The organism is Rhizobium sp. LCM 4573 (genome assembly GCF_001854865.1).
Taxonomy (GTDB): domain Bacteria; phylum Pseudomonadota; class Alphaproteobacteria; order Rhizobiales; family Rhizobiaceae; genus Neorhizobium.
Window position 1 is genome coordinate 430,600 of the sequence record NZ_MDDW01000026.1, and the last position, 21,342, is coordinate 451,941.

A 21,342-nucleotide genomic window follows, 5' to 3' on the forward strand; every position below is an offset into this window, starting at 1 on the left:
CATGGTTGATCCTTCCGATGCCTGTTGCTCAGAACGGGAGTCTTTGCTCGGTTTGTTTGTCGAACACATGAGCCGCGGCAGGATCGACGTCGAGCCGTATCCTGTCGCCCTGCTTCAGCGCATGGCGCTCGCGAAAGGCGCACAAGACCCGCTTGCCCGCCAATTCGACTGCCACGAGAATTTCGGCTCCCGTCGGCTCGATCAACTCGACAGTTGCCGGTACGCCCGTATCGCCATTCGACAGTATCCACTGGTCAGGACGTACCCCGTAAATCACCTCCTGGCCGTTACTCGCCCGCGTGCCTTGTGGAAGGGGAAGGGCCGACCCATCAGCGAGCCGCGCTGAGTTCAAAGAGAGATCGATTGTGGCTGGTAGCATGTTCATCGCCGGCGATCCGATGAAGCCGGCGACGAAGGTATTTGCCGGCCTGTCGTAAAGCTCTAGTGGCGCACCGATCTGCTCCACCTTGCCGTCACGAAGCACTACAATGCGGTCCGCCATTGTCATGGCTTCAATCTGGTCATGCGTGACGTACACGGAAGTAGCGCCGAGGCGCTGGTGAAGAGCTTTGATTTCCGACCGCATATCTACGCGCAACGCGGCGTCCAGATTTGACAGCGGCTCGTCGAAAAAGAAAGCCTTTGGGCGGCGAACCATCGCGCGCCCCATGGCAACACGCTGCCGCTGGCCTCCAGAGAGCGCCTTCGGATATCGATCGAGATAGGGCGTAAGCCGCAACATCTCGGCAGCCTTGTCGACCTTGGCGTTGCGATCCGCAAGATTTTCGCCGCGCAACTTCAGTGCGAAGGCCATGTTCTCCCGAACGGTCATATGCGGATAGAGCGCATAGTTCTGGAACACCATTGCCACGTCGCGGTCCTTGGCGGCGATGTTGTCGACGCGATGACCGCCAAGCTTGATCGTGCCGCCGGTGATCTCCTCAAGGCCGGCAAGCGATCGCAGCAGCGTGGATTTGCCGCAACCGGAGGGACCGACCAGTACGACGAACTCACCGTCGGCTATATCGAACGAGATCTTGCGCAGTGCGTGATAGGAGCCGTAATGCTTGTCGACCTGGTCGAGCTCGATCGTCGCCATGTATCAATCCTTAGTCAGTTGTGGCGGCATGGCCGCCGATCCTTCGGGACGAGTGCACGGGCAGCTTCACCATGAGGTGTATCCTGCATCCGCAACGACGATGCTGCCGGTCATCAGGCTGGCGGCGTCAGAGGCCAGGAACAGGACGACAGATGCAATTTCGTCGACTTCGCCCATGCGCTTCATCGGCGTCATGTACATCCAGTCCTTGTCCCACCCGGTCCTCTCGATGGCGGTCTTCGTCATGTCGGTCGCGATATAGGTCGGCGCGACGGCGTTGACGCGGACGCCCCGTTCGGCCCATTCGGCTGCAAGCGACTTCGTCAGCATGTGAACGGCGCCCTTCGAGGCGTTGTAACCTGCTTGCGGCTGCGGCCGGTTGGCAATGATCCCTGACATCGAACCGATATTGACGATCGAGCCCTTGCCCGCCTTCAGCATCAGGTTTCCGAAGGCGCGATTGCTCCAGAACACGCCGTTGAGATTCACATTTGCGACTCTCAGCCAATCCACATCGGACATCGCCTCCGCCGGGCTGTGCGAAGCGATACCGGCATTGGCGACCAGAATGTCCACGCGGCCTAGCTTTGTCGCGATCGCCGCGGCGACACGGTCAGTTTCGTCGGAATCGGTCACGTCGAGACGAATGAATTCGGCCTTCCGCCCGATCGCGGCGAGCTTCAAGACGGCTGACTGACCGAGCTCTTCATCAAGGTCAGTCAGCACGACATGCGCGCCGGCTTCCGATAGGGCATCAGCGCAGGCATAGCCGATGTTGCGCCCCGCACCGGTGACGACCGCCACTCTTCCACTGAGATCCAACTTCCGCAGGTACATGCTACCTCCCAAGCTCGATCTGGATCTTCACGGAGGACGGCTTCGGTCGCACGGCGTAATCGAACGCTTCGACAGAATCCTCGAAGGCGTAGGTATCGGTGACCAGCGCATCGACGTTGATCTGGTTCGATCCCAATAGCGCGACGATGCGCGGGTAGACATGGGCGTAGCGGAACACGTGTTCGATGCGCAGTTCCTTGGTCTGGGCGATGACAACATCGAGCGGGACCGGCTTCAGGGGCATGCCGACAAAAACGATGGCGCCGCCGGGGCAGCCATGGTGTACCGTGTCTGCGATCACTTCGGCCGCGCCGGAGCATTCGAAGACCACATCGACGCCCCAGCCGTCGGTTTCGCGGGCTACGACACTCTTCAGGTCCTGCGAGCGGACGTTGACGGTGATAATGGCACGACCGAGCTTGTCCGCCACGGCAAGCTTTTCGTCGACGACGTCGGTAACGATAACTCTGGCGCAGCCAGCCGATAGCGCCGCGATCGCTGTCACCATGCCGATCGGTCCGGCACCCGTCACCAGCGCGATCGCACCGGGCGTCAGCCTCGCCTTGGAGACTGCCTGAAAGCCTACAGCCAGCGGCTCGACCATAGCGCCAGCGGCGTAGGAAACATTGTCCGGAAGCTTAAAGGTGAAGGCCGCGGGGTGAACCACGCTCGGTCTCAGTACCCCATGTACCGGCGGCGTCGCCCAGAAGCGCACTGCGGGATCGAGATTGTAGAGACCCAGCCGCGACGCGCGACTTTGAGGGTCGGGGATGCCGGGCTCCATGCAAACGCGGTCGCCCACTTTCAGGTTCTGGACCGCGCTGCCGACTTCTTCGATGATGCCGGCGGCCTCGTGGCCGAGGATCATCGGCTCGCGCACAACGAAAGGGCCTATCGCGCCGTGAGTGTAATAGTGAACGTCCGATCCGCAGACGCCAACGGTCTTGATGGCGATGCGCACGTCGGTGGGGCCGAGCACCTCCTTCGGGTCCAGGTCGCGAATGCGCAGTTCGTCTTTGCGTTCGAGGACGAGCGATCTCATGTCTTCAGCCCTTTCGGATAATGAATACGGCCAGCGCTAGGCAGAGCACCGTGGCCACCCCTAGGGGCAACACACCTTCCAGGAAGCGCATCCATAGAAGATGCACCAGGATCAGGATCACGACCGAGATGAAGCCCCTGTCGAAGCCATTGGTTCGGATCGGCAAGAATCCGTCACGTTCGGTTTTCTGGGGTTGAAAGCCACTCATCACCTTACCCTTTCAATGCGCCGAACGTCAGGCCAGCCACGATGTGCTTCTGGACGAAGCCCAGTACTATGAGCGCCGGGAGCGTGGTCAGGAACGCCATCGCCGCCATCTCGCCCCAGTTCGTTCCGGTGACAGAGACATATTCGGCGAGTGCTGTCGTCACGGTTCTGGCATCAGCCGACGATGTTAGGGTCGCTGCGAATAGGTACTCGTTCCAGGCGAAAATCCAGGTCAGGATGAAGGTGACGGCCAACCCCGGCCGCGCCAGCGGCAGGATGACGTTGGATAACACTTGGCCGGTTGTCGCCCCATCGACCCGCGCCGCTTCGTCAAGCTCCAGCGGAATCCCATCGAGCATGCCCTTCAAGAGCCAGATGGCGAAGGGCAGGTTGAAGACGCAATACAGCAGGATCAGGCCAATCTTCGTGTCGAACAGCATGAAATCCCCGAACACGAACCACTTGGTGAACAGCAGGAAGAGCGGCAGCAAAAACACGGCTGGCGGCGCCATGCGGTTGGTGATCAGCCAGAAAAACACGTTGTCACCGCCGCTGATTTTGTAACGCGACAGCCCGAACGCCGCGAGCAAGCCGAGCACGCACACTAGCKCTGCGTTCGATGTCGCGACGATCAACGAATTCCAGAGATATTGCAGGAAGGTCGAGCTATTCAGCACCGCCAGGAAATTGTCCCAGTAAAGATCGTCGATGAGGAACGACTTCGAATAAAGCTTCACGCGGGGGCGCATCGAAACTACCAGCATCCACCAGACCGGAAGCAGTGTCAGAATGGTCAGACATATCCAAAGGAGGAAGGAGGCTATACCGGAGCGTCTCATTGTGCGCCTCCCTTGCGGCCGGTCATGGCGACGAATAGCAGCCAGCTCAGAACGATCGTGACGTAAAGTGTCAGTAGCGACATGGCCGCGCCGTAGCCGTAATCAGTCTTCGGAAAGACGTTGATCCAGATATGAAGGCCAATGAACCGGGTCGCCTCAGCCGGACCACCCTTGGTCAGCATCCAGATTTCGTCGACCGAGCGCAGCGCGTCCATCAGCCGGATGAAGACGGTTGTCAGCAGCACCGGCTTCAACATCGGAACGATCACGTACCAGAAAATCTGCAGCTTGTTGCCGCCGTCGATCTGCGCCTGTTCGAGCGGCTCTTTCGGCAAGGCGGTCAGTCCCGCCATGAGCGACAGTGTGACGAACGGCGTCCAGTGCCACAGGTCCATGATGATCGCCGTGGCGAAGGCGTGATAGGCGTTGGTCGAGATATTGTAGTCGATGCCAAACCACAGTTTCAGGTAATAGGGCACGATGCCGAAGCCCGGAACGCAAAGCAGCCGCCAGGTCGCGCCGACTGCAATGGGCGCGACAACGATCGGCAATGTGTGGATAGTGCGAAAGAACTGCCGGCCCCACAGGCGGTCTGCCATCAGCGCGCGGGCCAGGACATAACCTAACAACAGTTCGCTCACAACGACGAAGAAGGCGAAAACCAGCGTGCGCGCAAGCGAGTTCAGGAATGTCGTGTCAAAAACGAGGCTGCGATAATTCTGAAGGCCGGCCCAGCGCAGGGTGGGATCGACTGCGTTGGTGTTCCAGTCGAAGAAGCCGACATAGAGAATGTAGATGAAGGGAATGAACCCGACAACAAACAGGATTAGCGTGGCCGGTGCTAGAAATAGCCATCCGATGTTGGATTGTCTCATCCTGCGCTCCGTCAGATCGTGCTCAAGTCCTATTCGCCCGACTACCAGCGTCGCGGGCAGGCCCGCAAACGGTAGTCAGGAAAGGGGCGGCCGCCTTGCTGAAGGCGGCCGCCGACCGCTGGGAGGTGCGGTCTTTTATTTGCGGTAGCCGAGTTTCACGAGTTCAGCTTCGGCTGCGGTGGCGGCCTGGTCCAGCGCATCGTCCGGTTTGATCTCACCGACAATCGCTTTGTAGATGAACGGCGCGGCTACCTGCAGAACTTGCGAGTGGAACGGAAACGGCGGAGCTCCGGCGAACAACTTTCCGTCGTCACGCATTAGCGTGTAGTAGCCGTTCATCTTCTTGTCCTGATCGACGATCTTCGGATCATCGTAGGTCGCGTTCATGACGATGCGGGAGCCGGCCAGCGCCCAGTCGGTCTGCACTGAAGCCTGACCGATATACTGCAGGAATAGCAGCGATGCGTCCTTGTTTTTGGACGAATGCGGGATGCCGAACGCGCCACCATCGTAGTAGCCGATATATCCTTTGCCGGATTCGGCTGCTTCCATGACACCCGCCTCAACCGGAGGCAATGCCACTCCCACCTTGCCGACGACGGTCGATTTGCTTTCGTCGGTAGCGATCCAGGCAGCGTTTTCACCGTAGACGAGGCCTTGGGCTGCGCGGCCGGCGGCAAATGTCCCAGCAACCTCATCCCAAGTGGACGATGTCGATTCCGGCGGCGCATATTTCAGCAGGCCGACCCAGTAGTTCAGTGCCTTCTTCGCCGCGGCCGAGTTCATCTGGCCGCCGTTAGCTTCGGTGGCCGCGAAGGTCGTGYCATCGATGCCCCAGTTGTACACGCCGAAGGTCGGCGCGATCGACTCGAAAAATTCGTAGAAGGCGGCGGGGTGGCTCGACGAGGCCTGTACGGTGGTTCCCCAGAGCTCCTTGTCTGCGCCGTATTCGGTGAAGAATTTGGCAATCTGGGTATATTCGTCATGTGTCGTCGCGGGCTTCAGGTCCGCGCCGGTGGAATCCTTGTAGGCTTTCTGGATCGCCGGATCCTCGAAAAGATCCTTGCGGTAGAGGTAAGGCTTGATGAATGCTTCCATGGGGACGCCCATGACATTGCCCGACTTCGGATCCTTGAAATAGTTCAGGAAAGTGGTGAAATTCTCCGGCTTGAAGTCCGGCGAAGCGATCTTTGCATTATCGGCGAGCGACTTGGTGATATCGACCAGGAAGTTGCGGGCCAGATACGTATATACGATGTCCTGCTCGATATAGACGAAGTCATAGATGCCGGTATTGGCTTCCATGTCCTTGATTGCCTTATCGTACATCTGGTCCCAAGATGTGGCCTCGAATTCGACCTTTATGCCGGTCTCTTCGGTGAATTTCGGACCGAGTACCTGCTCGACATATTTCGACGCTGGGGTCGATTCCGAGATGCCCCGAATGGTCGTGCCCTGATAGGGCTGGGCGGCAGTCTTCCACCAGGAATCCTGAGCAAGAGCGGTCGAGTTCCAAAGGCCAAGCGAAATGAAGCCGACGCCCGCGGCTTTGACGAAACTGTTCATTGTTCTCCTCCATTTGGATCGCAAGATCGGTCCGGTTGTGCGTGCTAAACTCTCCTCCGACACGCTCAACGGACCTCAATACTTGTGGAAAGAAGGAGTGGACACAAGCGCGGCCGTTGCGCGATACTGATACTTTCATGCGCCAAATGTCGAATATGTTGATGAATTCTTGTGTGCGTTGCACAATCCAGTATTACTTTTCAGTAACGAAGATGCCGGAAACACGGGAGGACGTCCGCAATGTCAGTTGTTTCGCCGACGGTCGCGAGATTTGAATATGTCTTGACCGGCGCGGACGAGTCGTTCCTCTGGCGCCGCGACGACTATCCGTGGGAACGCAACGTCTGGAATTTCCACCCGGAGGTGGAGATCCACTACATTCCCAACGCCAGCGGTGTCCTACTTGCAGGCGATCATGTCGGCGCGTTTTCGCCGGGCCATATTTGCGTCATCGGTAGCAATCTGCCGCACGACTGGGTGACGCCGCTCGGACCCGATGAGCGCATTCCAGGACGCGACATCGTCATCCAGTTTCTGCCGGCTAAGCTGGAGCAGGCTTCGGCCTTCCTGCCGGAACTGGCGGGGCTGCGTGATTTTCTCGCCCGCGCGCAGCGGGGGCTCTCCTTCAAAGGCCGGGCGCGGGAACAGGCCGAGGCGCTGATACTCGACATGGAGTTTCAGACCGGCTCGGTGCGGCTTTCAACCTTCCTGTCATTGTTGTCGCTGCTGCGAGACACGGACGAGTTCGATACGCTGTCTTCAGAGGCCTATGTGCCGGACCTGAGCTATGGCTCGCTCGAAGCCTTGCAACAGGTTTTCGCGTATATCTTTGCCAATCTGTCCGAAAATATCCGGTTGCCGGACATGGCTCGCATGGTCGGCATGAGCGACAGCGCTTTCTCGCGATTTTTCAAGAAAAACAGCGGTCACAGCTTCACCGATCACGTCAACAAGCTTCGTATCTGGAAGGCGGGTCAGCTATTGACCGAGACCTCTCTGCCGATAACCGACATCTGCTTCGAGGTGGGCTATCGCAACCTGTCAAATTTCAACCGGGTGTTTCTCCGCCACCACAACTTAACGCCTACAAAATACCGGAAACTGTCCACCAACCGCAGAACCGTTCCGTTACCTCAGACAGCGACAGACCATATGCCTGTGGAGTGAGCCTAGCGGTTAGTCGACGATACTTCGCGCGGCAGGAAGATGTATTCTTTCCTTGCGACTTCATAATGCCGGGACTCAGACCTACTCCTTTCCGGCGCGACGGCGCATTCAGTGATTACGCATTTCGCAGTCGGGTAAAATTCTACGCACATAAGTACTCGGCAATACGCCTCCTCCTTGATCAGTGGGTATTCGCCGCGAGACGTCGACGGGGGGAGTGYGGCGCGCTAACTCCCTGCGCAGGACAAAAGCCTTACGCGGACCCTCGCCACTTCCAGCAGCAGGCGCAGGTCGGGTGCGGTCGCCGCGGCTACATTTCCGGGTGTCGGGTCGAGCACGCGCTGGAGGAACTCGTGCACCAGCCGCGGGGTCTCGCCATAGACGATGCAGGGCAAGCCGCACAGATCGAGCGGGATTCCTACGCGAAGGAGATGTTGGACGGCGATACCTCCGCTCTCTCAGCCAGCGGTCAGAACGTGATGCCGGTGGGCCGCGAATGCCGCCGTTCGGAATGGAATGTCAGAACCGCTCGAGCGCGTGTCGATCGTGAATCTCGATCATCCGGCCTTTGACGCTGACGCCCGATTCACGAAGGGCTGAAAAAGCACGAGAAAGCGCTTCCGGAGCAAGTCCAAGCTTGCCGGCAAGAACGCTTTTTTGGAATGGCAGTCGGAAGCAGAAACTCGTCGAGCCGTTCGGGCATTGGCTGAGAAGATAGTTCGCGACTCGCTGGGGAGCAGTGAGCAGGCGGTCCTGCGCCAACAGATCCTCCTTCATTTTGCCGCGATGGCATAGATGCTCGATGAAAGCTTGGGCTACGTCCGGGTCCGAAGCGGCCAATTGGCGGAGCTTGCGACTGTCCACTCGTGCGATGACCGAGTTCTCGGCCACTTCCGCGTTGGCAGTGGCACGATATCCAAGGAACATGGTGTCCTCACCAAATAGCTCGCCTTTAGCGAACACTCCGACATCGGCCTCGCGTCCATCCTTGCCGACGCGGTAGAGACGAACAAGCCCCGAAAGCACGAGGAAAACATCGTCGATTCTGTCACCTTGACGGAACAAGCTGTCGTACTTCTCATGCTCTGCCAGCGCCGCTCCGTGGAGAATGGCCTCGGCGGTCGAAAGCGGCAATCGCTTGAAGAAGCGGCAGCCCGTGAGGATGTTCCGATCGATCGAAGTCATCTGCAAGGTCTTCATTGCATACTCTCCAATAAGATCGCATGAATCTACTCATCCTTGGACTTCGGTACATGACCTCGATCAATACCGCCGGCTGTTGTAGGCAGATTCTGCCCGCTACTTTTGCGGTTTCCCGTCACCGTCATCGAGCACCCGCCAGGAAGCCCCATCGAGATCCTCGTATTGTCCGCTCCTGAGCGCCCACAGGAACGCCGCAAGCCCGAGGCCGCCGAGAAGGAGGGCGATCGGAATGAGATAGATCAGCGTGTTCATGCGCCTGCCCCAATCGATTGCAGCGCTCTGCCCGACCCTGCCGTACCATCTCTGTCGGCGAAGACGGCACCCTTCAATCGCAGGGCATTGACGACGACAACGAGCGAGGAGGTGGACATAGCGATCGCCGCCACCAGCGGGGTCGCATAGCCGACAATGGCGATCGGTACCGCGATCGCGTTATAGCCGATCGCCAGCACGAAATTCTGGCGGATCAGGCGGCCGACTCGCCTCGAGGTCTCGATGGCGAAGGGGATAGCCGAAAGCGACTGATGCATGAAGACGAAATCGGCCGCCTGCCGCCCGACATCGGCGGCCGTCGCCGGCGCCATCGAAACATGCGCCGCGCGAAGGGCTGGCGCGTCATTGATGCCGTCTCCGACCAGCAGCACCCTGTGCCCACCCTCTGCGGCAGCACTGCAGGCTTCCACCTTTCCATGCGGTGTGAGTTCCGCGTGCCAGTCGGTAATCCCGAGTTCCTTTGCGAGCGCTTCAACCACGGCCTCGCGGTCCCCCGAGAGAATGCCCGCCGAAAGGCCGAGACGGCCGATCGCATCGATCGTTTCGCGCGCCGCCGGCCGCAACCGGTCTTCGAACCGGAAGCAAGCCAATTCCCGATACTCGAGCGACAGGACTGCCTCCGATTGGCCGCTTCCGGCGCCGGGTTTACCAACCGCGAAATTGCGGCTCCCCAGCCGATAGACGCCGGCCTCGGTTTTCGCCTCGATGCCGGCACCAGGAATCTCCCGGATCTCTCCGGCAAGCGGTGACGCGTCTGCGGCATCCTGGATCGCCATCGCGATCGGGTGGCGCGAATGCGCCGCCAGAGCTGCCGCCCTTGCGAGCGCATCCGGTGCGATTTCATGCGCGTTGACGAGCCGCGGCCTGCCGATCGTCAACGTACCCGTCTTGTCCAGAAGCACGGTGTCGATTTCGGCAAGCCGCTCCATGGCCGAACCATCCTTGACCATGATGCCGCCCTGGAAAAGCCGACCCGCCGCGACGATCTGGACGACCGGCACGGCAAGCCCCAGCGCGCATGGGCAGGTGATGATGAGCACCGCGACCGAGATCAGCATGGCATGGTGGACGTCGCCTTCCACCAGCATCCAGCCTATGAATGTCAGGAGGGCCAGCAGGTGCACGACCGGCGAATAATATTGCGCTGCCCGGTCGGCGATGCGCCGGTAGCGGGCCCGCCCGCCCTCTACGGCTTCCATCAGCCCGACGATTTCGGCAAGAAAGGAGTCGCGCGCCGCCGCTGTCGCTTCCAGGGTCAGCGGACCCGTGAGGTTGAGCGTACCGGCCTGCACCATATCGCCTGTACCCACAGATATCGGTGCGCTCTCGCCATTAACGACAGAGCGGTCGAGATCGCTGGTGCCCGAAATGATGCGACCATCAACGGGAACCCGTTCGCCGGCAGCGATCATCAGCCGCTCACCCACCCGGATCTCGTCAACAGGGCGGTACTCGCGGGAACCGTCCGGATGGATAATCGTCGCACCGCGTGGCGAAAGACGCGCCAAACCGCTGATCGCCGATCGTGCCCGCCCCCGCATCATGTGGTCGAGGGTCCTGCCGATCAGCAGGAAGAACAGCAGGCTTACCGTCGCATCGAACCAGGCATGCTGGCCGTGGCCGATGGTTTCGTAGAGCGACATGCCATAGGAAAGCGTGATAGCCAACGCGATCGGCACGTCCATGTTTGTCCTGCCGTGGCGAAGCGCATTCCAGGCGGATTGATAGAAGAACCGCCCGGCATAGATGAGGGCTGGCGCGGCGATCATCGCCGATATCCAGTGGAAGAGGTCGCGGGTGGCCGCATCCGCGCCCGACCAGACGGAAACGGAAAGCAGCATGATATTGGCCGCAGCAAACCCGGAAACGGCAACCGCCCGGATCAACTGCTTGAGCAGTTGCCCGTCTGCCCCCTCTTCCGGCGAGAAGAGGTGCACCCCGTAGCCAAGTTCCGCAACCGCGCGCACGAGTTCGTGGGGATCGCTGCGGCGGCCACCGGCCTCCTCCTTCCAGACGATCGAAACGCGCCGCGTAGAGAGATTGACGCGAGCGCGCTCGACTTCCGGCCTTCTGCGCAACGCCTCCTCAATCGTGGTGATGCAGGCGCCGCAATGAACACCCGGCACGCTCAAGTCGGTCTGGCGCAATCCCCCACCAAGGTTTTTGGCGGAAAGCCAAAGCTCTTCGGAGACGGGCAGCGCTTGCCTGTCGGCAGGGAATACGGCAGTCGCAACGGTACCCGCGCAACAGCTCATCTGCCGTCTCCCTGCGCTACGAAGCGGGTCGCCTGGCGGTAGATCACGGCATCCCCCGCCATTGCCGTCAGATCGGCGATCCATTGGCCCGGCTTGAGTTCCTCGGCAAAGACGAACGTGCCGTCACCCCGGCGATCGAGCTCGGCATGAAGGTCCTCATGCTCCTCGACCGGGCGCTTGAACACCGCGACTACCTTGTCGACCTGCCGCTCCGGTTCGCCGTTTCGCGTGAGGGTATAGAGGATTTCCCCAGCCCCGACCGTCAGCGACCCTTGAACACCGCCGGCCTGAAAGGCGCGAGCCTCGGCGACTTTGCGGTTGAACTGCTGGCTGGCGATGTAGGTGTTTTCGACCACAAGACCGCTCCAGCTTCGGCTGGCGTTCCAGGCCATGACGAAATTGACCGAGATGATTGTACCGAAGAACAGGGCCATCACCGCGGCCATGTGCCAGCCGGTAAAGCTGCCCGCTTTTCTCTCTTGCTCTATCATATGCGACCTCATCTTGCTGGCCGGCTGAAGTTCGCCCGGTAGCGGTCCTGTTCGTGGCTCGACGGATCATCGGCGATCAACACAAACCCCGCATCCGCCTCGCCGAGATTTTCTTTCGGCAGGGTCACGAAGACCTTGAGCGCTGTTACCTTGTCCGGATCGGCGCTGATCTCGAAGCTCCGGCCATCGCCGGGCGCCTGACCGGCAATCCGCATGCGCGCAGCCGGCATGCCTTCGATCGTCAGCGTGATGGTCCGCGGCTCAGGGATCATGTTGAGGAGCTTGACGATGTAGCCGTTGCGAACCGAACCGTCCGACTCCAGGACATATTGCGGATTTCGATCGTGCAGGACGTTGAGCTCAAGCCGGTCGCGTGAAAGGAGCGCGTAAAGGAGGCCGATGCCGATCAGCGCCCATACCGCGCAATAGAAGAGAACGCGGGGCCGGAAGACAATGCGCCAATCGAATTGTCTCACCTTCTCCGTGAAGGCTCCGTCGGAGTCGCGCACCCGCCTCGGATCGACCGCCGCCGTGCCGTTATCGGTCGCAAGCGCCATGTTGGCGGCGTAATCGCTGAGCGTCGCGTAGGAGATCAGCCCCCGCTCCCGGCCGAGCTTGTCCATCACGCCGTCGCAGGCATCGATACACAGCGCGCAAGTGATGCATTCGAGCTGCTGGCCGTCGCGTATGTCGATACCCATAGGGCAGACCGCGACGCAGGCGTTGCAGTCGACGCAGTCGCCGACCACCTCCCCCGCCGCCGCTGCCTTCTTGGCATGGCGGGAGCGCGGCTCGCCGCGCCAGTCGTTATAGGTGACGACGAGCGAATTCTCGTCCAGCATCGCCGCCTGGATGCGCGGCCAGGGACACATGTAGGTGCAGACCTGCTCGCGCATCAGCCCGCCGAAGACGTAGGTCGTGGCCGTCAGGATCGCGACCGTCATGTAGGCGACGGGCGGCGCATCGAGCATGACAAAGCTTTTCAACAGGGATGGAGCATCGGCGAAATAGAAGATCCAGGCGCCTCCGGTCGTGAGACCGATAAGGAGCCAGATCGAATGTTTGGCGAAGCGATTGGCGAGCTTGTCCAGCGTCCAGGGACTGGCATCGAGCCGCATCCGGGCATTGCGATCGCCCTCGATGAAGCGTTCGACCGCCAGGAAGAGATCGACCCATACGGTCTGTGGGCAGGCATAGCCGCACCAGGCGCGCCCGACCGCCGACGTGACCAGAAAAAGCCCGAGACCCGCCATCACCAGAAGTCCGGCGACGAAGAAAAACTCCTGCGGCCAGATTTCGATGAAAAAGAAATAGAAGCGGCGAGCGGCGAGATCGACCAGCACGGCCTGGTCCGGCGCATGTGCACCGCGATCCCAGCGAACCCACGGCATCAGATAGTAGATACCGAGTGTTAGCAGCATTACCAGCCACTTGAACCTGCGAAAACGCCCCTCCACCCGCTTAGGGAAGATCTTGCGGCGCTTCTCATAGAGCGGGTTGCGCACTTGCGCGGCATTGACCGGCTCGGCATCGAGCCGCTCGACGCTGGCAGTTTCGGTATCGGGCTTGTGGAGCATATGGGAAAGTCCCGGCAAACGCGCTTCTCCAGTGACCTTGCCCGCTGCGCGCGCCGCATACCTTGATCTACGTCAAGTTTGTCGCCCTCGGTATCTCGCATGGCGAAAGACCATGCCCGATAAAAAGAAGCGTCCCTCCGGCCAGCCCGCCGAAGAGACGCTCAGTTACCCGCCCCCGCGAGCATATTGGCCGCCGCTGGAAGACGGCCGACCGCCTCGCACCCTTATTCACCACCCCCGAGCGAATGCACGAATACGGTGAGCTCCTTGACGGCGGTATCACCGAGGCGCTGACGCCAGCCAGGCATGGCGCCGTGCTTGGGCGCCCTCATCTGATCGATGATTGCCTGTTCGCCCTCGCCCTTCAGCCAGATTGCATCGGCGAGATCCGGCGCGCCGAGTTCGCGATTGCCCTTCGCATCCGCGCCGTGGCAAGAGGCGCAATTGTCGGCGAAAAGCTGCCTGCCCTGCTCGACGGTGGTGGGATTCGAAGGCGTTCCGGTGAGGCTCACGACATATGCCGCGGTCGCGCGAAGTTCTTCCGGCTTCAGCATGTCCGTGAAGGACGGCATCTCCGAGAAGCGTGTTTCCTCGTCGCTATTGTACCGGATGCCATGCGCAATCGTCTGGTAGATATCCTCGGGCTTGCCGCCCCACAGCCAGTCGTCATCGTTCAGGTTCGGAAAGCCCGCCCCGCCGGCAGCACCCGAACCGTGACATTGCGCGCAATTCACCTTGAAGGCGGAAGAGCCGGCCGAGACGGCGAACTGCCGCAATTGGGGATCGGCGATAATCTCCTCCAGCGAGCTCGAGGTGATCCGTTCCCTGTAATCCGCCTGCGCGGCCTGTGCGCCGGCAAGCTCCGCACGCATTTCGGCGCGGCTGGAAAAACCGAGCAGACCCTTGGTCGCATCCGTCAGCATCGGGATGGACGGATAGGCGATGGCGTAGCCGATCGCCCAGACGATGGTGGCATAGAAGCAGTAGACCCACCAGCGCGGCATAGGGTTGTTGAGTTCGCGGATACCGTCCCATTCATGGCCGGTGGTTTCGACCCCGCTGATCTCGTCGACATGCTTGTCCGCCATGGTCAATCCTCCTTGAGCGGGATGGTGGCGGCTTGTTCGGCGGCCTTTTTGGCGCCCGGCCGTAAAGTGAAAAGAACGACACCGAGGAAGAAGACCGTCATGGCGAGCAGCCCCCAGCTATCGGCGAAGTGGCGCATGGCCGTGTAGGTTTCCATGTGGCCCTCCTTCTCAGCGGTAGCCGGTCGTGTCGTCGTAGGTGGAGAAATCCACGAGCGTACCGAGCATCTGGAGATAGGCGATGAGCGCGTCCATCTCTGTCAGGCGCTTCGGATCCCCGTCGAAATCGCCGAACTTCGCCCTCGGGTAACGTGCTTCGACACCGGATGTATCGGCATCCGGATCGGCCTGTGCCTTGAGGTCCGACAGCGCGTTGTCGATCATCTCGTCTGTATAAGGCACGCCGACCGCCCGGTTCGCCTTCAGGTTCATGGCGACATTCTTCACCTCGAGCGGCGTTTCCTTGAGGAACGAGTAGCTCGGCATGATCGATTCCGGCACGACCGAGCGCGGATCGCTCATGTGCTGTACATGCCATTCGTTGGAGTAGCGGTCGCCGACCCTGGCGAGATCCGGCCCTGTGCGCTTCGAGCCCCATTGGAACGGATGGTCGTACATCGACTCCGCCRCCAGCGAGTAATGGCCGTAGCGCTCCACCTCGTCCCGGAACGGCCGGATCATCTGGCTATGGCAGACATAGCAACCCTCGCGGATATATATGTCGCGCCCGGCAAGCTCCAGCGGCGAGTAGGGCCGCATGCCTTCCACCTTCTCGATCGTGTTCTCGAGATAGAAGAGCGGCGCGATCTCGACGATGCCGCCAATGGAGACGACGACCAGCGAACCGACGAGAAGCAGAGTGGCGTTACGTTCGAGGATCGCGTGTTTATCAAGAATGGACATGGTCTGCCCTCCTTATTGCGCGGGCGCCGGCAGCGGCGCCGCACCCGGGATCGGGGCTTCGTCGCGAACGCGCCCGAGAATCGTCATCGTTACGTTGAAGGCCATGATGAGTGCGCCGCAGAGAAAAAGGGCACCGCCGGCGGCACGCATGACATGGTAGGGAAACAGCGCCGCCACCGATTCCGCAAAGGAATAGACCAGGAAGCCCTGCTCGTCGTATTCGCGCCACATCAGACCCTGCTGAATGCCGGCGACCCACATGGTTGCGGCATAGATCACGATGCCGAGAGTGGCCAGCCAGAAGTGCCAGTTGACCATCCGCAGGCTGTAGAGACGCTCCCTGCCCCAAAGCTTCGGCACGAGGAAATAGACGGCACCGAAGGTGATGAGCCCATYCCAGCCGAGCGCGCCGGAATGCACGTGGCCGATGGYCCAGTCGGTATAGTGGCTCAGCGAGTTGACGGTCTTGATCGACATCATCGGACCTTCGAAGGTCGCCATGCCGTAGAAGGCGACGGCCATGACCATCATGCGCACGACGGGATCGGTGCGGATCTTGTCCCATGCGCCCGAAAGGGTCATCAGGCCGTTGATCATGCCGCCCCAGGAGGGCATCCAGAGCATGATGGAGAACACCATGCCGAGGGTCTGCGCCCAATCCGGCAGGGCGGTGTAGTGCAGGTGGTGCGGGCCGGCCCAGATATACATGAAGAWCAGCGCCCAGAAGTGGATGATCGACAGCCGGTAGGAATAGACGGGTCGGTTCACCTGCTTGGGGATGAAGTAGTACATCATGGCCAGGAAGCCGGCGGTCAGGAAGAAGCCCACGGCATTGTGTCCGTACCACCACTGCGTCAGCGCATCCTGGACACCCGAAAAGGCCGAATAGCTTTTGGAACCCAGGAAAGAGACCGGCACCGCCAGATTGTTGACGATGTGCAGCATGGCGATAGTGACGATGAAGGCGAGATAGAACCAATTCGCCACGTAGATGTGCGGTTCCTTGCGCATGAGGATCGTGCCGAGGAAGGCGACGAGGTAGGCGACCCAGACGATCGTCAGCCAGAGATCGACATACCATTCCGGCTCGGCGTATTCGCGCGACTGGGTGATGCCGAGAAGATAGCCGGTGGCAGCCATGACGATGAAGAGCTGGTAGCCCCAGAAGACGAACCAGCCGAGATCGCCGCCGAAGAGACGCGCGCGGCTGGTGCGCTGCACGACATAGAACGAGGTCGCGATGAGCGCATTGCCGCCGAAAGCGAAGATCACTGCGGAGGTGTGCAGCGGCCGCAGGCGGCCGAAATTGAGCCATGGTTCCACATTGAGGTCGGGAAAGGCGAGCTGCAGGGCGACGACCACGCCCACAAGGAAACCGACCACGCCCCAGAACACCGTGGCGATGACACCGTATTTCACCACCTCGTCGAAATATTCCGACCGTTGGGCCGCGCGACCGGCGGCCGACGGCTGAAAATCGACACGGCGCATGAGCACGAGCGTGCTGGCGAGCAGCACGAAGAAAAGCACCCACATGTGAGCGGCAAATAGGCGGTCCTGGGCAAAGCCGGCTCCAACGAGCGCCAGGAAGGCGCCCACCGCAAGCACGACTATCTCGACTGTCTGTTTCATGGGTATGGTCCCAACGCTTCCCTGATCGCTGACCGGCACTGCACACATGCGGCCGAAGTCATTCAGGGATTGGCAGAACCGGGTTCCCGGCACCTTGATTTAGATCAAGATCGGAGGCGAACGGCCCCTATGAGGAAGGCGCTGACCTGCCATATGGCTGGCAGTCGACTTCGCGAAAGCCTTTGTCGCGGGTTTCTTGACATTTCTCAAAGAGCGGCACGCGCTACCCCTGTAGGATGGCATAGATCCCAGGACTAGAAGGACCTCACCCATGCAGCAGGATCTTCTCGCCAAATACGGCGAGGCACGCCTTCCACGCTACACGAGCTATCCGACCGCGCCACGCTTTTCGCCTGCCRTCGGCGCGGACACCTATGGCGACTGGCTTACCGCCGCACAGGAACGGAAGCCCGTTTCGCTCTATCTACACATCCCCTTCTGCCGGTCGATGTGCTGGTATTGCGGCTGTCATACGACGATCACCCGGCGGGACGGTCCGATCCTCGACTATCTCGAAACGCTTCGCGTGGAAACGGATCTGGTCGCGGCGGCGGCCGGAAAACGCCTGAGCGTCGATCATGTGCATTTCGGCGGCGGGACGCCAACGATCATCCGGCCCGAGGACTTTCAGCACCTGATGACGCATCTGCGTCATCGCTTCGATTTTACCGGGACGACCGAGATAGCAATCGAGATCGATCCGAGAACGCTCACGCCGGACATGGCGGCAATGCTTGGAGAAACCGGCGTGCGCCGCGCGAGCCTCGGCGTCCAGAGCTTCGATCCGGTCGTGCAGAAGGCAATCAACCGGGTTCAGGGCGAGGCACAGACGATGGCGGCCGTTTCCCGGCTACGGCGGGCGGGCATTGCCGGCATCAATTTCGATCTCATATACGGCCTGCCGCATCAGACGGTTGAGTCCTGCATCGAAACGGCCAAGACAGCGGTAGCCATGCGACCTGATCGCCTCGCCGTCTTCGGCTACGCTCATGTTCCTTCCTTCAAGAAGCACCAGAAACTGATCGACGAGACCTTGCTCGCAGATGCCGGGGACCGCATCGTGCAGGCGGAGGCGATCGCCGCGACCCTCATCGCCGCCGGATATCGGCAGATCGGCCTCGATCATTTCGCCCGTCCTGACGACAGCCTGGCCGTCGCGCAAAGTGCCGGGCGAGTGCATCGCAATTTCCAGGGCTATACCACCGATGCCTGCGAGACGCTGATCGGGCTCGGCGCGTCCGCGATAGGGCGGACGGCGGAGGGTTATGTGCAGAACGAGGTGCCGCACGGCCGCTATGCGCAGAAGATCGCCGACGGTCGCCTCGCCACCGCGAAGGGTTATCGGCTGACGGAAGAGGACCGCTTCCGGGCAGCGGTTATCGAGCGGCTGATGTGCGACTTTTGCGTCGATATCCCTGCCCTTGCCAGGGCGCACGGCTTCGATCCGGAGATGTTGCTCTACGGCAATGCCAAGCTCGCAATGCTTGAGAGCGACGGCATCCTCGAAAATGCCGACGGCGTCATACGGCTTCGCGAGGGAAAGCGCTTCCTCATTCGTGCCGCCGCAGCCGCCTTCGATGCCTATATCGAGCAATCGGGGCGGATGCACAGCAAGGCCGCGTGAAGGTCTGCTTTCAAAGCCAGGAACAGAGAGCCGGCATCTGCACATATGCCGGGCTTTCCTTCCCGTGATCGACCAGCATCTCGAAGACGGTGAAGCCGAAGCGTGGCGTCTCCCGATGGTCCTGCCGCTAGGGGATCGCTTCCGCGTGAATCTTACCAGACGTCCGGGCTTTGACGGAGCCGTTGGATCAAAATCGGGTACTGAGTTTCAGCTTTCCACTTCAATTGAAACGGAAAGGAAAAGCGGCGGGCAGCGACCGCAACAGGATCTAGAGGGACGAGTTGTTGGGCTCGTAAATCACATTGAAAGCACAGCGAACACTTCGAAATGAAAACTATCGTGCACGTCGGTTTCGTAGAGGACCATATGCTATGATGCTCCATTAACTATCGATACGGACCATGTATCGATAGTGAGGCGTACATATGGGTTGTACCAGGGCAAATCGCCTGATACTCTCGCCGCAACGGCAACAGCGGAGGCAATCATGCCGCAAACCAGCTACAAGATCAGCGAGGCCCGCAAGAATTTTGCGCAGGTGCTCGAACGGGCTCACCAAGGCGAGGAGATCGTCATCATGCGCGGCAATGAGATCTATGCTCGCATCGGCCCGGCCGACCTCGGCGGCAAGCGTCCCTTCGGTCTGCTGCGGCAGCGCGGCCTACCCGACGACCTGTTCGATGCGGTCGACGCCGAGCAGGCCGCCATTGACGCCGGCGACTGGAACGATGACGCCGGCATCTGGCGGGGCGCGCCGGCAGGCCGCGAGCCCCAGGCATGAAGCTGCTGCTCGACAGCCACGCCGTTTACTGGTGGACGATCGGCAGCGACCGGCYTTCGGCGACCGCCCGATCACTGATCGAGGATAAGGCGAACACCATTCTGGTCAGCGCCGTGTCCTTCTACGAACTGGATAACAAGATGCGGCTGAAGAAGCTCGACCTGAAACCGCAGGAATTGCGCGCGGCGGTGACCGCCAGCGGGCTGCAGACACTCGCCATCAGCGATCTGCATGCCGAACTGGCCGCCGCCTTCGAATGGGAGCACCGGGATCCGTGGGATCGGATTTTGGCAGCCCAAGCGCGGCTCGAGCATTGCACCTTCATCTCGACGGATGTGGTGTTCGATGCGGTCCTCCATGAGCGTGTCTGGTGAAGGGCGCTGCAAATGAGGATTTTAGTAGAGATAGCCGAGGCGGCGGAGCGGCTTGAGGAGTTGATCGAGTTCGCAGCTCGCGGCGACCAAATCATCATCTGTGGCGATGAGAGGCCGATAGCAACCTTGACCTTTATCGCAAAAAAGGCAGGAGCGATGGAGGAGTTCCTGAAACTCGCGGCTGAGGGCCGGGTCAGCGTACCGGCCGGCACCACCTCCGCACACGACGATCTTTACGACGAGCACGGCCTGCCGAAATGAGTGTCGTCGATCGCCGCGCCCAGGAGCTCGACACCATCGCTGCGGTCCTGCCGATCGAGCGGCGGGACGAACTAGCCGAGCTCCTCACCGACCAGGACATCGAGACGCTGCGCCATCTTGTCAATGAGGGCATGGGCGCCAATACATTGCGGGCGCTGACCTCCGACCTCGCCTATCTGCAGGCCTGGTGCCGGTTGGCGACCGGCAGCCCCCTCCCCTGGCCAGCGCCGGTGTCGCTGCTCCTGAAGTTCGTGGCTCATCATCTGTGGGATCCGGTCAAGCGGCAGGACGACCCGACGCATGGCATGCCGCCCGAGGTCGAGAGCAGCCTGCGATCGCAAGGCCTGTTGAAGGCCGCCGGGCCGCATGCGCCGTCCACGGTACGGCGCCGCCTCACCTCCTGGTCGATCCTCACCCGCTGGCGCGGCCTGGCCGGGTTCTTTTCCGAACCGGCCCTGAAAAGCGCGCTTCGGATGGCTGTGCGGGCCACCGGCCGGCCGCGGCAGCGCAAGAGCAAGGCGGCGGTCACCGGCGATGTGCTGGCGAGGCTGCTGGCCAGCTGCGCTGGTTCCGGTCTGGCCGAGATCCGCGATCGCGCGATCCTGCTGACCGCCTTCGCCTCCGGCGGCCGCCGCCGCTCGGAACTCGCCAATCTGCGGGTCGAAGATCTCGTCGACGAGGAACCGGTGCGGGCCGATCCGCAGGACGCGGCCTCCCCTGTCCTTCCCTGCCTTGCGATCCGGCTCGGCCGCACCAAGACGACTGTAGCCGAGGACAACGCGCAATCGCTGATCATCGGCCGCCCGGTCACTGCGCTGAAACAATGGCTGGGGGAGGCAAAGATCACCAGCGGGCCAGTGTTCCGGCCGATCGACCAATGGGGCAATGTCGATCACCGCCCCCTCACCCCGCAATCGATCAACCTGATCCTGAAATCCCGTTGCGCAAAAGCCGGGCTCGATCCGGTGAAGTTTTCCGCGCATGGTCTACGCTCCGGATATCTCACCGAAGCCGCCAATCGCGGCATCCCTCTTCAGGAGGCGATGCAGCAGTCGCAGCACAAATCGGTCGCGCAGGCTGCGTCCTATTATAACGAGCAAGACCGGAAGCGCGGCGAGGCAGCGCGGTTGATCGTGTGATTGGCCAGAACTCCAACCACAGCGAACGAAGTCGCTCTGAAGGGTGATATGATTCAGCAGCCTGAGCTAGCGTCATTGCACGACGGCGCGGCATCATCCTTAGCCAACGAAT

General features: G+C 60.9%; 22 protein-coding genes. 6 read left to right on the forward strand and 16 right to left on the reverse strand.

What is annotated here, in order from left to right; genetic code table 11:
* Window positions 1-28: 28 nt before the first annotated feature.
* The 7 genes from LCM4573_RS21120 to LCM4573_RS21150 form a co-directional block, all read right to left on the reverse strand.
* The gene (locus tag LCM4573_RS21120; RefSeq protein WP_071008329.1) at window positions 29-1,099 is read right to left on the reverse strand and encodes an ABC transporter ATP-binding protein; all 1,071 of its coding nucleotides are present in this window, start codon (window positions 1,097-1,099) and stop codon (window positions 29-31) included.
* Between the two features lie 66 nt (window positions 1,100-1,165).
* Window positions 1,166-1,936: an SDR family NAD(P)-dependent oxidoreductase gene (locus LCM4573_RS21125; protein WP_071008330.1), complete on the reverse strand. Its 771-nt coding sequence runs from the start codon at window positions 1,934-1,936 to the stop codon at window positions 1,166-1,168.
* 1 nt (window position 1,937) lies between these two features.
* Window positions 1,938-2,978, reverse strand: coding sequence for an NAD(P)-dependent alcohol dehydrogenase (locus LCM4573_RS21130; RefSeq protein WP_071008331.1), 1,041 nt, complete (start codon window positions 2,976-2,978; stop codon window positions 1,938-1,940).
* A 4-nt stretch (window positions 2,979-2,982) separates the two neighbouring features.
* Window positions 2,983-3,186, reverse strand: a complete 204-nt coding sequence (locus LCM4573_RS21135; RefSeq protein ID WP_071008537.1) for a DUF2160 family membrane protein — start codon at window positions 3,184-3,186, stop codon at window positions 2,983-2,985.
* A 4-nt stretch (window positions 3,187-3,190) separates the two neighbouring features.
* Window positions 3,191-4,024: a carbohydrate ABC transporter permease gene (locus LCM4573_RS21140; RefSeq protein WP_071008332.1), complete on the reverse strand. Its 834-nt coding sequence runs from the start codon at window positions 4,022-4,024 to the stop codon at window positions 3,191-3,193.
* On the reverse strand, window positions 4,021-4,899 hold the full coding sequence (locus LCM4573_RS21145) for a carbohydrate ABC transporter permease (RefSeq protein ID WP_071008333.1): 879 nt from the start codon (window positions 4,897-4,899) through the stop codon (window positions 4,021-4,023). The genes LCM4573_RS21140 and LCM4573_RS21145 overlap by 4 nt, the downstream gene beginning before the upstream one ends.
* Before the next feature lie 135 nt (window positions 4,900-5,034).
* Window positions 5,035-6,465 (reverse strand): extracellular solute-binding protein, encoded by a 1,431-nt coding sequence (locus LCM4573_RS21150; RefSeq protein ID WP_071008334.1) that lies wholly within the window; start codon window positions 6,463-6,465, stop codon window positions 5,035-5,037.
* 240 nt (window positions 6,466-6,705) lie between these two features.
* On the opposite strand from LCM4573_RS21150, the gene LCM4573_RS21155 reads away from it, so the two are divergent.
* The gene (locus LCM4573_RS21155; protein WP_071008335.1) at window positions 6,706-7,632 is read left to right on the forward strand and encodes an AraC family transcriptional regulator; all 927 of its coding nucleotides are present in this window, start codon (window positions 6,706-6,708) and stop codon (window positions 7,630-7,632) included.
* Window positions 7,633-8,151: 519 nt separating this feature from the next.
* Here LCM4573_RS21155 and LCM4573_RS21160 read toward each other — a convergent pair.
* From LCM4573_RS21160 to ccoN, 9 genes are all read right to left on the reverse strand, one after another.
* Entirely contained in the window at window positions 8,152-8,832 is a 681-nt protein-coding gene (locus tag LCM4573_RS21160; protein ID WP_071008337.1) for a Crp/Fnr family transcriptional regulator, read from the reverse strand.
* A gap of 99 nt (window positions 8,833-8,931) precedes the next feature.
* Window positions 8,932-9,087, reverse strand: a complete 156-nt coding sequence (gene ccoS, locus LCM4573_RS21165) for a cbb3-type cytochrome oxidase assembly protein CcoS (RefSeq protein WP_071008339.1) — start codon at window positions 9,085-9,087, stop codon at window positions 8,932-8,934.
* Window positions 9,084-11,363 (reverse strand): cation-translocating P-type ATPase, encoded by a 2,280-nt coding sequence (locus LCM4573_RS21170; RefSeq protein WP_071008340.1) that lies wholly within the window; start codon window positions 11,361-11,363, stop codon window positions 9,084-9,086. The genes ccoS and LCM4573_RS21170 overlap by 4 nt, the downstream gene beginning before the upstream one ends.
* Complete coding sequence (locus LCM4573_RS21175) at window positions 11,360-11,854, reverse strand: FixH family protein (RefSeq protein WP_071008342.1); 495 nt, start codon at window positions 11,852-11,854, stop codon at window positions 11,360-11,362. Before LCM4573_RS21175 ends, LCM4573_RS21170 begins: the two co-directional genes overlap by 4 nt.
* Before the next feature lie 8 nt (window positions 11,855-11,862).
* Window positions 11,863-13,431 carry a cytochrome c oxidase accessory protein CcoG gene (gene ccoG / locus LCM4573_RS21180; RefSeq protein WP_071008343.1) on the reverse strand — a complete coding sequence of 523 codons (1,569 nt, stop codon included), beginning with the start codon at window positions 13,429-13,431 and terminating at the stop codon, window positions 11,863-11,865.
* A gap of 224 nt (window positions 13,432-13,655) precedes the next feature.
* Window positions 13,656-14,519 carry a cytochrome-c oxidase, cbb3-type subunit III gene (gene ccoP / locus LCM4573_RS21185; RefSeq protein WP_071008344.1) on the reverse strand — a complete coding sequence of 288 codons (864 nt, stop codon included), beginning with the start codon at window positions 14,517-14,519 and terminating at the stop codon, window positions 13,656-13,658.
* A gap of 2 nt (window positions 14,520-14,521) precedes the next feature.
* Window positions 14,522-14,674: a CcoQ/FixQ family Cbb3-type cytochrome c oxidase assembly chaperone gene (locus tag LCM4573_RS21190; RefSeq protein WP_071008345.1), complete on the reverse strand. Its 153-nt coding sequence runs from the start codon at window positions 14,672-14,674 to the stop codon at window positions 14,522-14,524.
* Between the two features lie 13 nt (window positions 14,675-14,687).
* Window positions 14,688-15,419: a cytochrome-c oxidase, cbb3-type subunit II gene (gene ccoO / locus LCM4573_RS21195; RefSeq protein WP_071008347.1), complete on the reverse strand. Its 732-nt coding sequence runs from the start codon at window positions 15,417-15,419 to the stop codon at window positions 14,688-14,690.
* A gap of 12 nt (window positions 15,420-15,431) precedes the next feature.
* On the reverse strand, window positions 15,432-17,051 hold the full coding sequence (ccoN, locus tag LCM4573_RS21200) for a cytochrome-c oxidase, cbb3-type subunit I (protein ID WP_071008349.1): 1,620 nt from the start codon (window positions 17,049-17,051) through the stop codon (window positions 15,432-15,434).
* Window positions 17,052-17,322: 271 nt separating this feature from the next.
* On the opposite strand from ccoN, the gene hemN reads away from it, so the two are divergent.
* The 5 genes from hemN to LCM4573_RS21225 all read left to right on the forward strand — a co-directional run bounded on the left by hemN (window position 17,323) and on the right by LCM4573_RS21225 (window position 21,230).
* Window positions 17,323-18,675: an oxygen-independent coproporphyrinogen III oxidase gene (hemN, locus tag LCM4573_RS21205; RefSeq protein WP_071008351.1), complete on the forward strand. Its 1,353-nt coding sequence runs from the start codon at window positions 17,323-17,325 to the stop codon at window positions 18,673-18,675.
* A gap of 487 nt (window positions 18,676-19,162) precedes the next feature.
* Complete coding sequence (locus LCM4573_RS21210; RefSeq protein WP_071008352.1) at window positions 19,163-19,456, forward strand: type II toxin-antitoxin system Phd/YefM family antitoxin; 294 nt, start codon at window positions 19,163-19,165, stop codon at window positions 19,454-19,456.
* Entirely contained in the window at window positions 19,453-19,830 is a 378-nt protein-coding gene (locus LCM4573_RS21215; protein ID WP_071008354.1) for a type II toxin-antitoxin system VapC family toxin, read from the forward strand. The genes LCM4573_RS21210 and LCM4573_RS21215 overlap by 4 nt, the downstream gene beginning before the upstream one ends.
* 12 nt (window positions 19,831-19,842) lie before the next feature.
* Window positions 19,843-20,091 carry a prevent-host-death family protein gene (locus tag LCM4573_RS21220; RefSeq protein WP_071008356.1) on the forward strand — a complete coding sequence of 83 codons (249 nt, stop codon included), beginning with the start codon at window positions 19,843-19,845 and terminating at the stop codon, window positions 20,089-20,091.
* The gene (locus LCM4573_RS21225; protein WP_071008357.1) at window positions 20,088-21,230 is read left to right on the forward strand and encodes a site-specific integrase; all 1,143 of its coding nucleotides are present in this window, start codon (window positions 20,088-20,090) and stop codon (window positions 21,228-21,230) included. The genes LCM4573_RS21220 and LCM4573_RS21225 overlap by 4 nt, the downstream gene beginning before the upstream one ends.
* Window positions 21,231-21,342 lie beyond the last annotated feature (112 nt).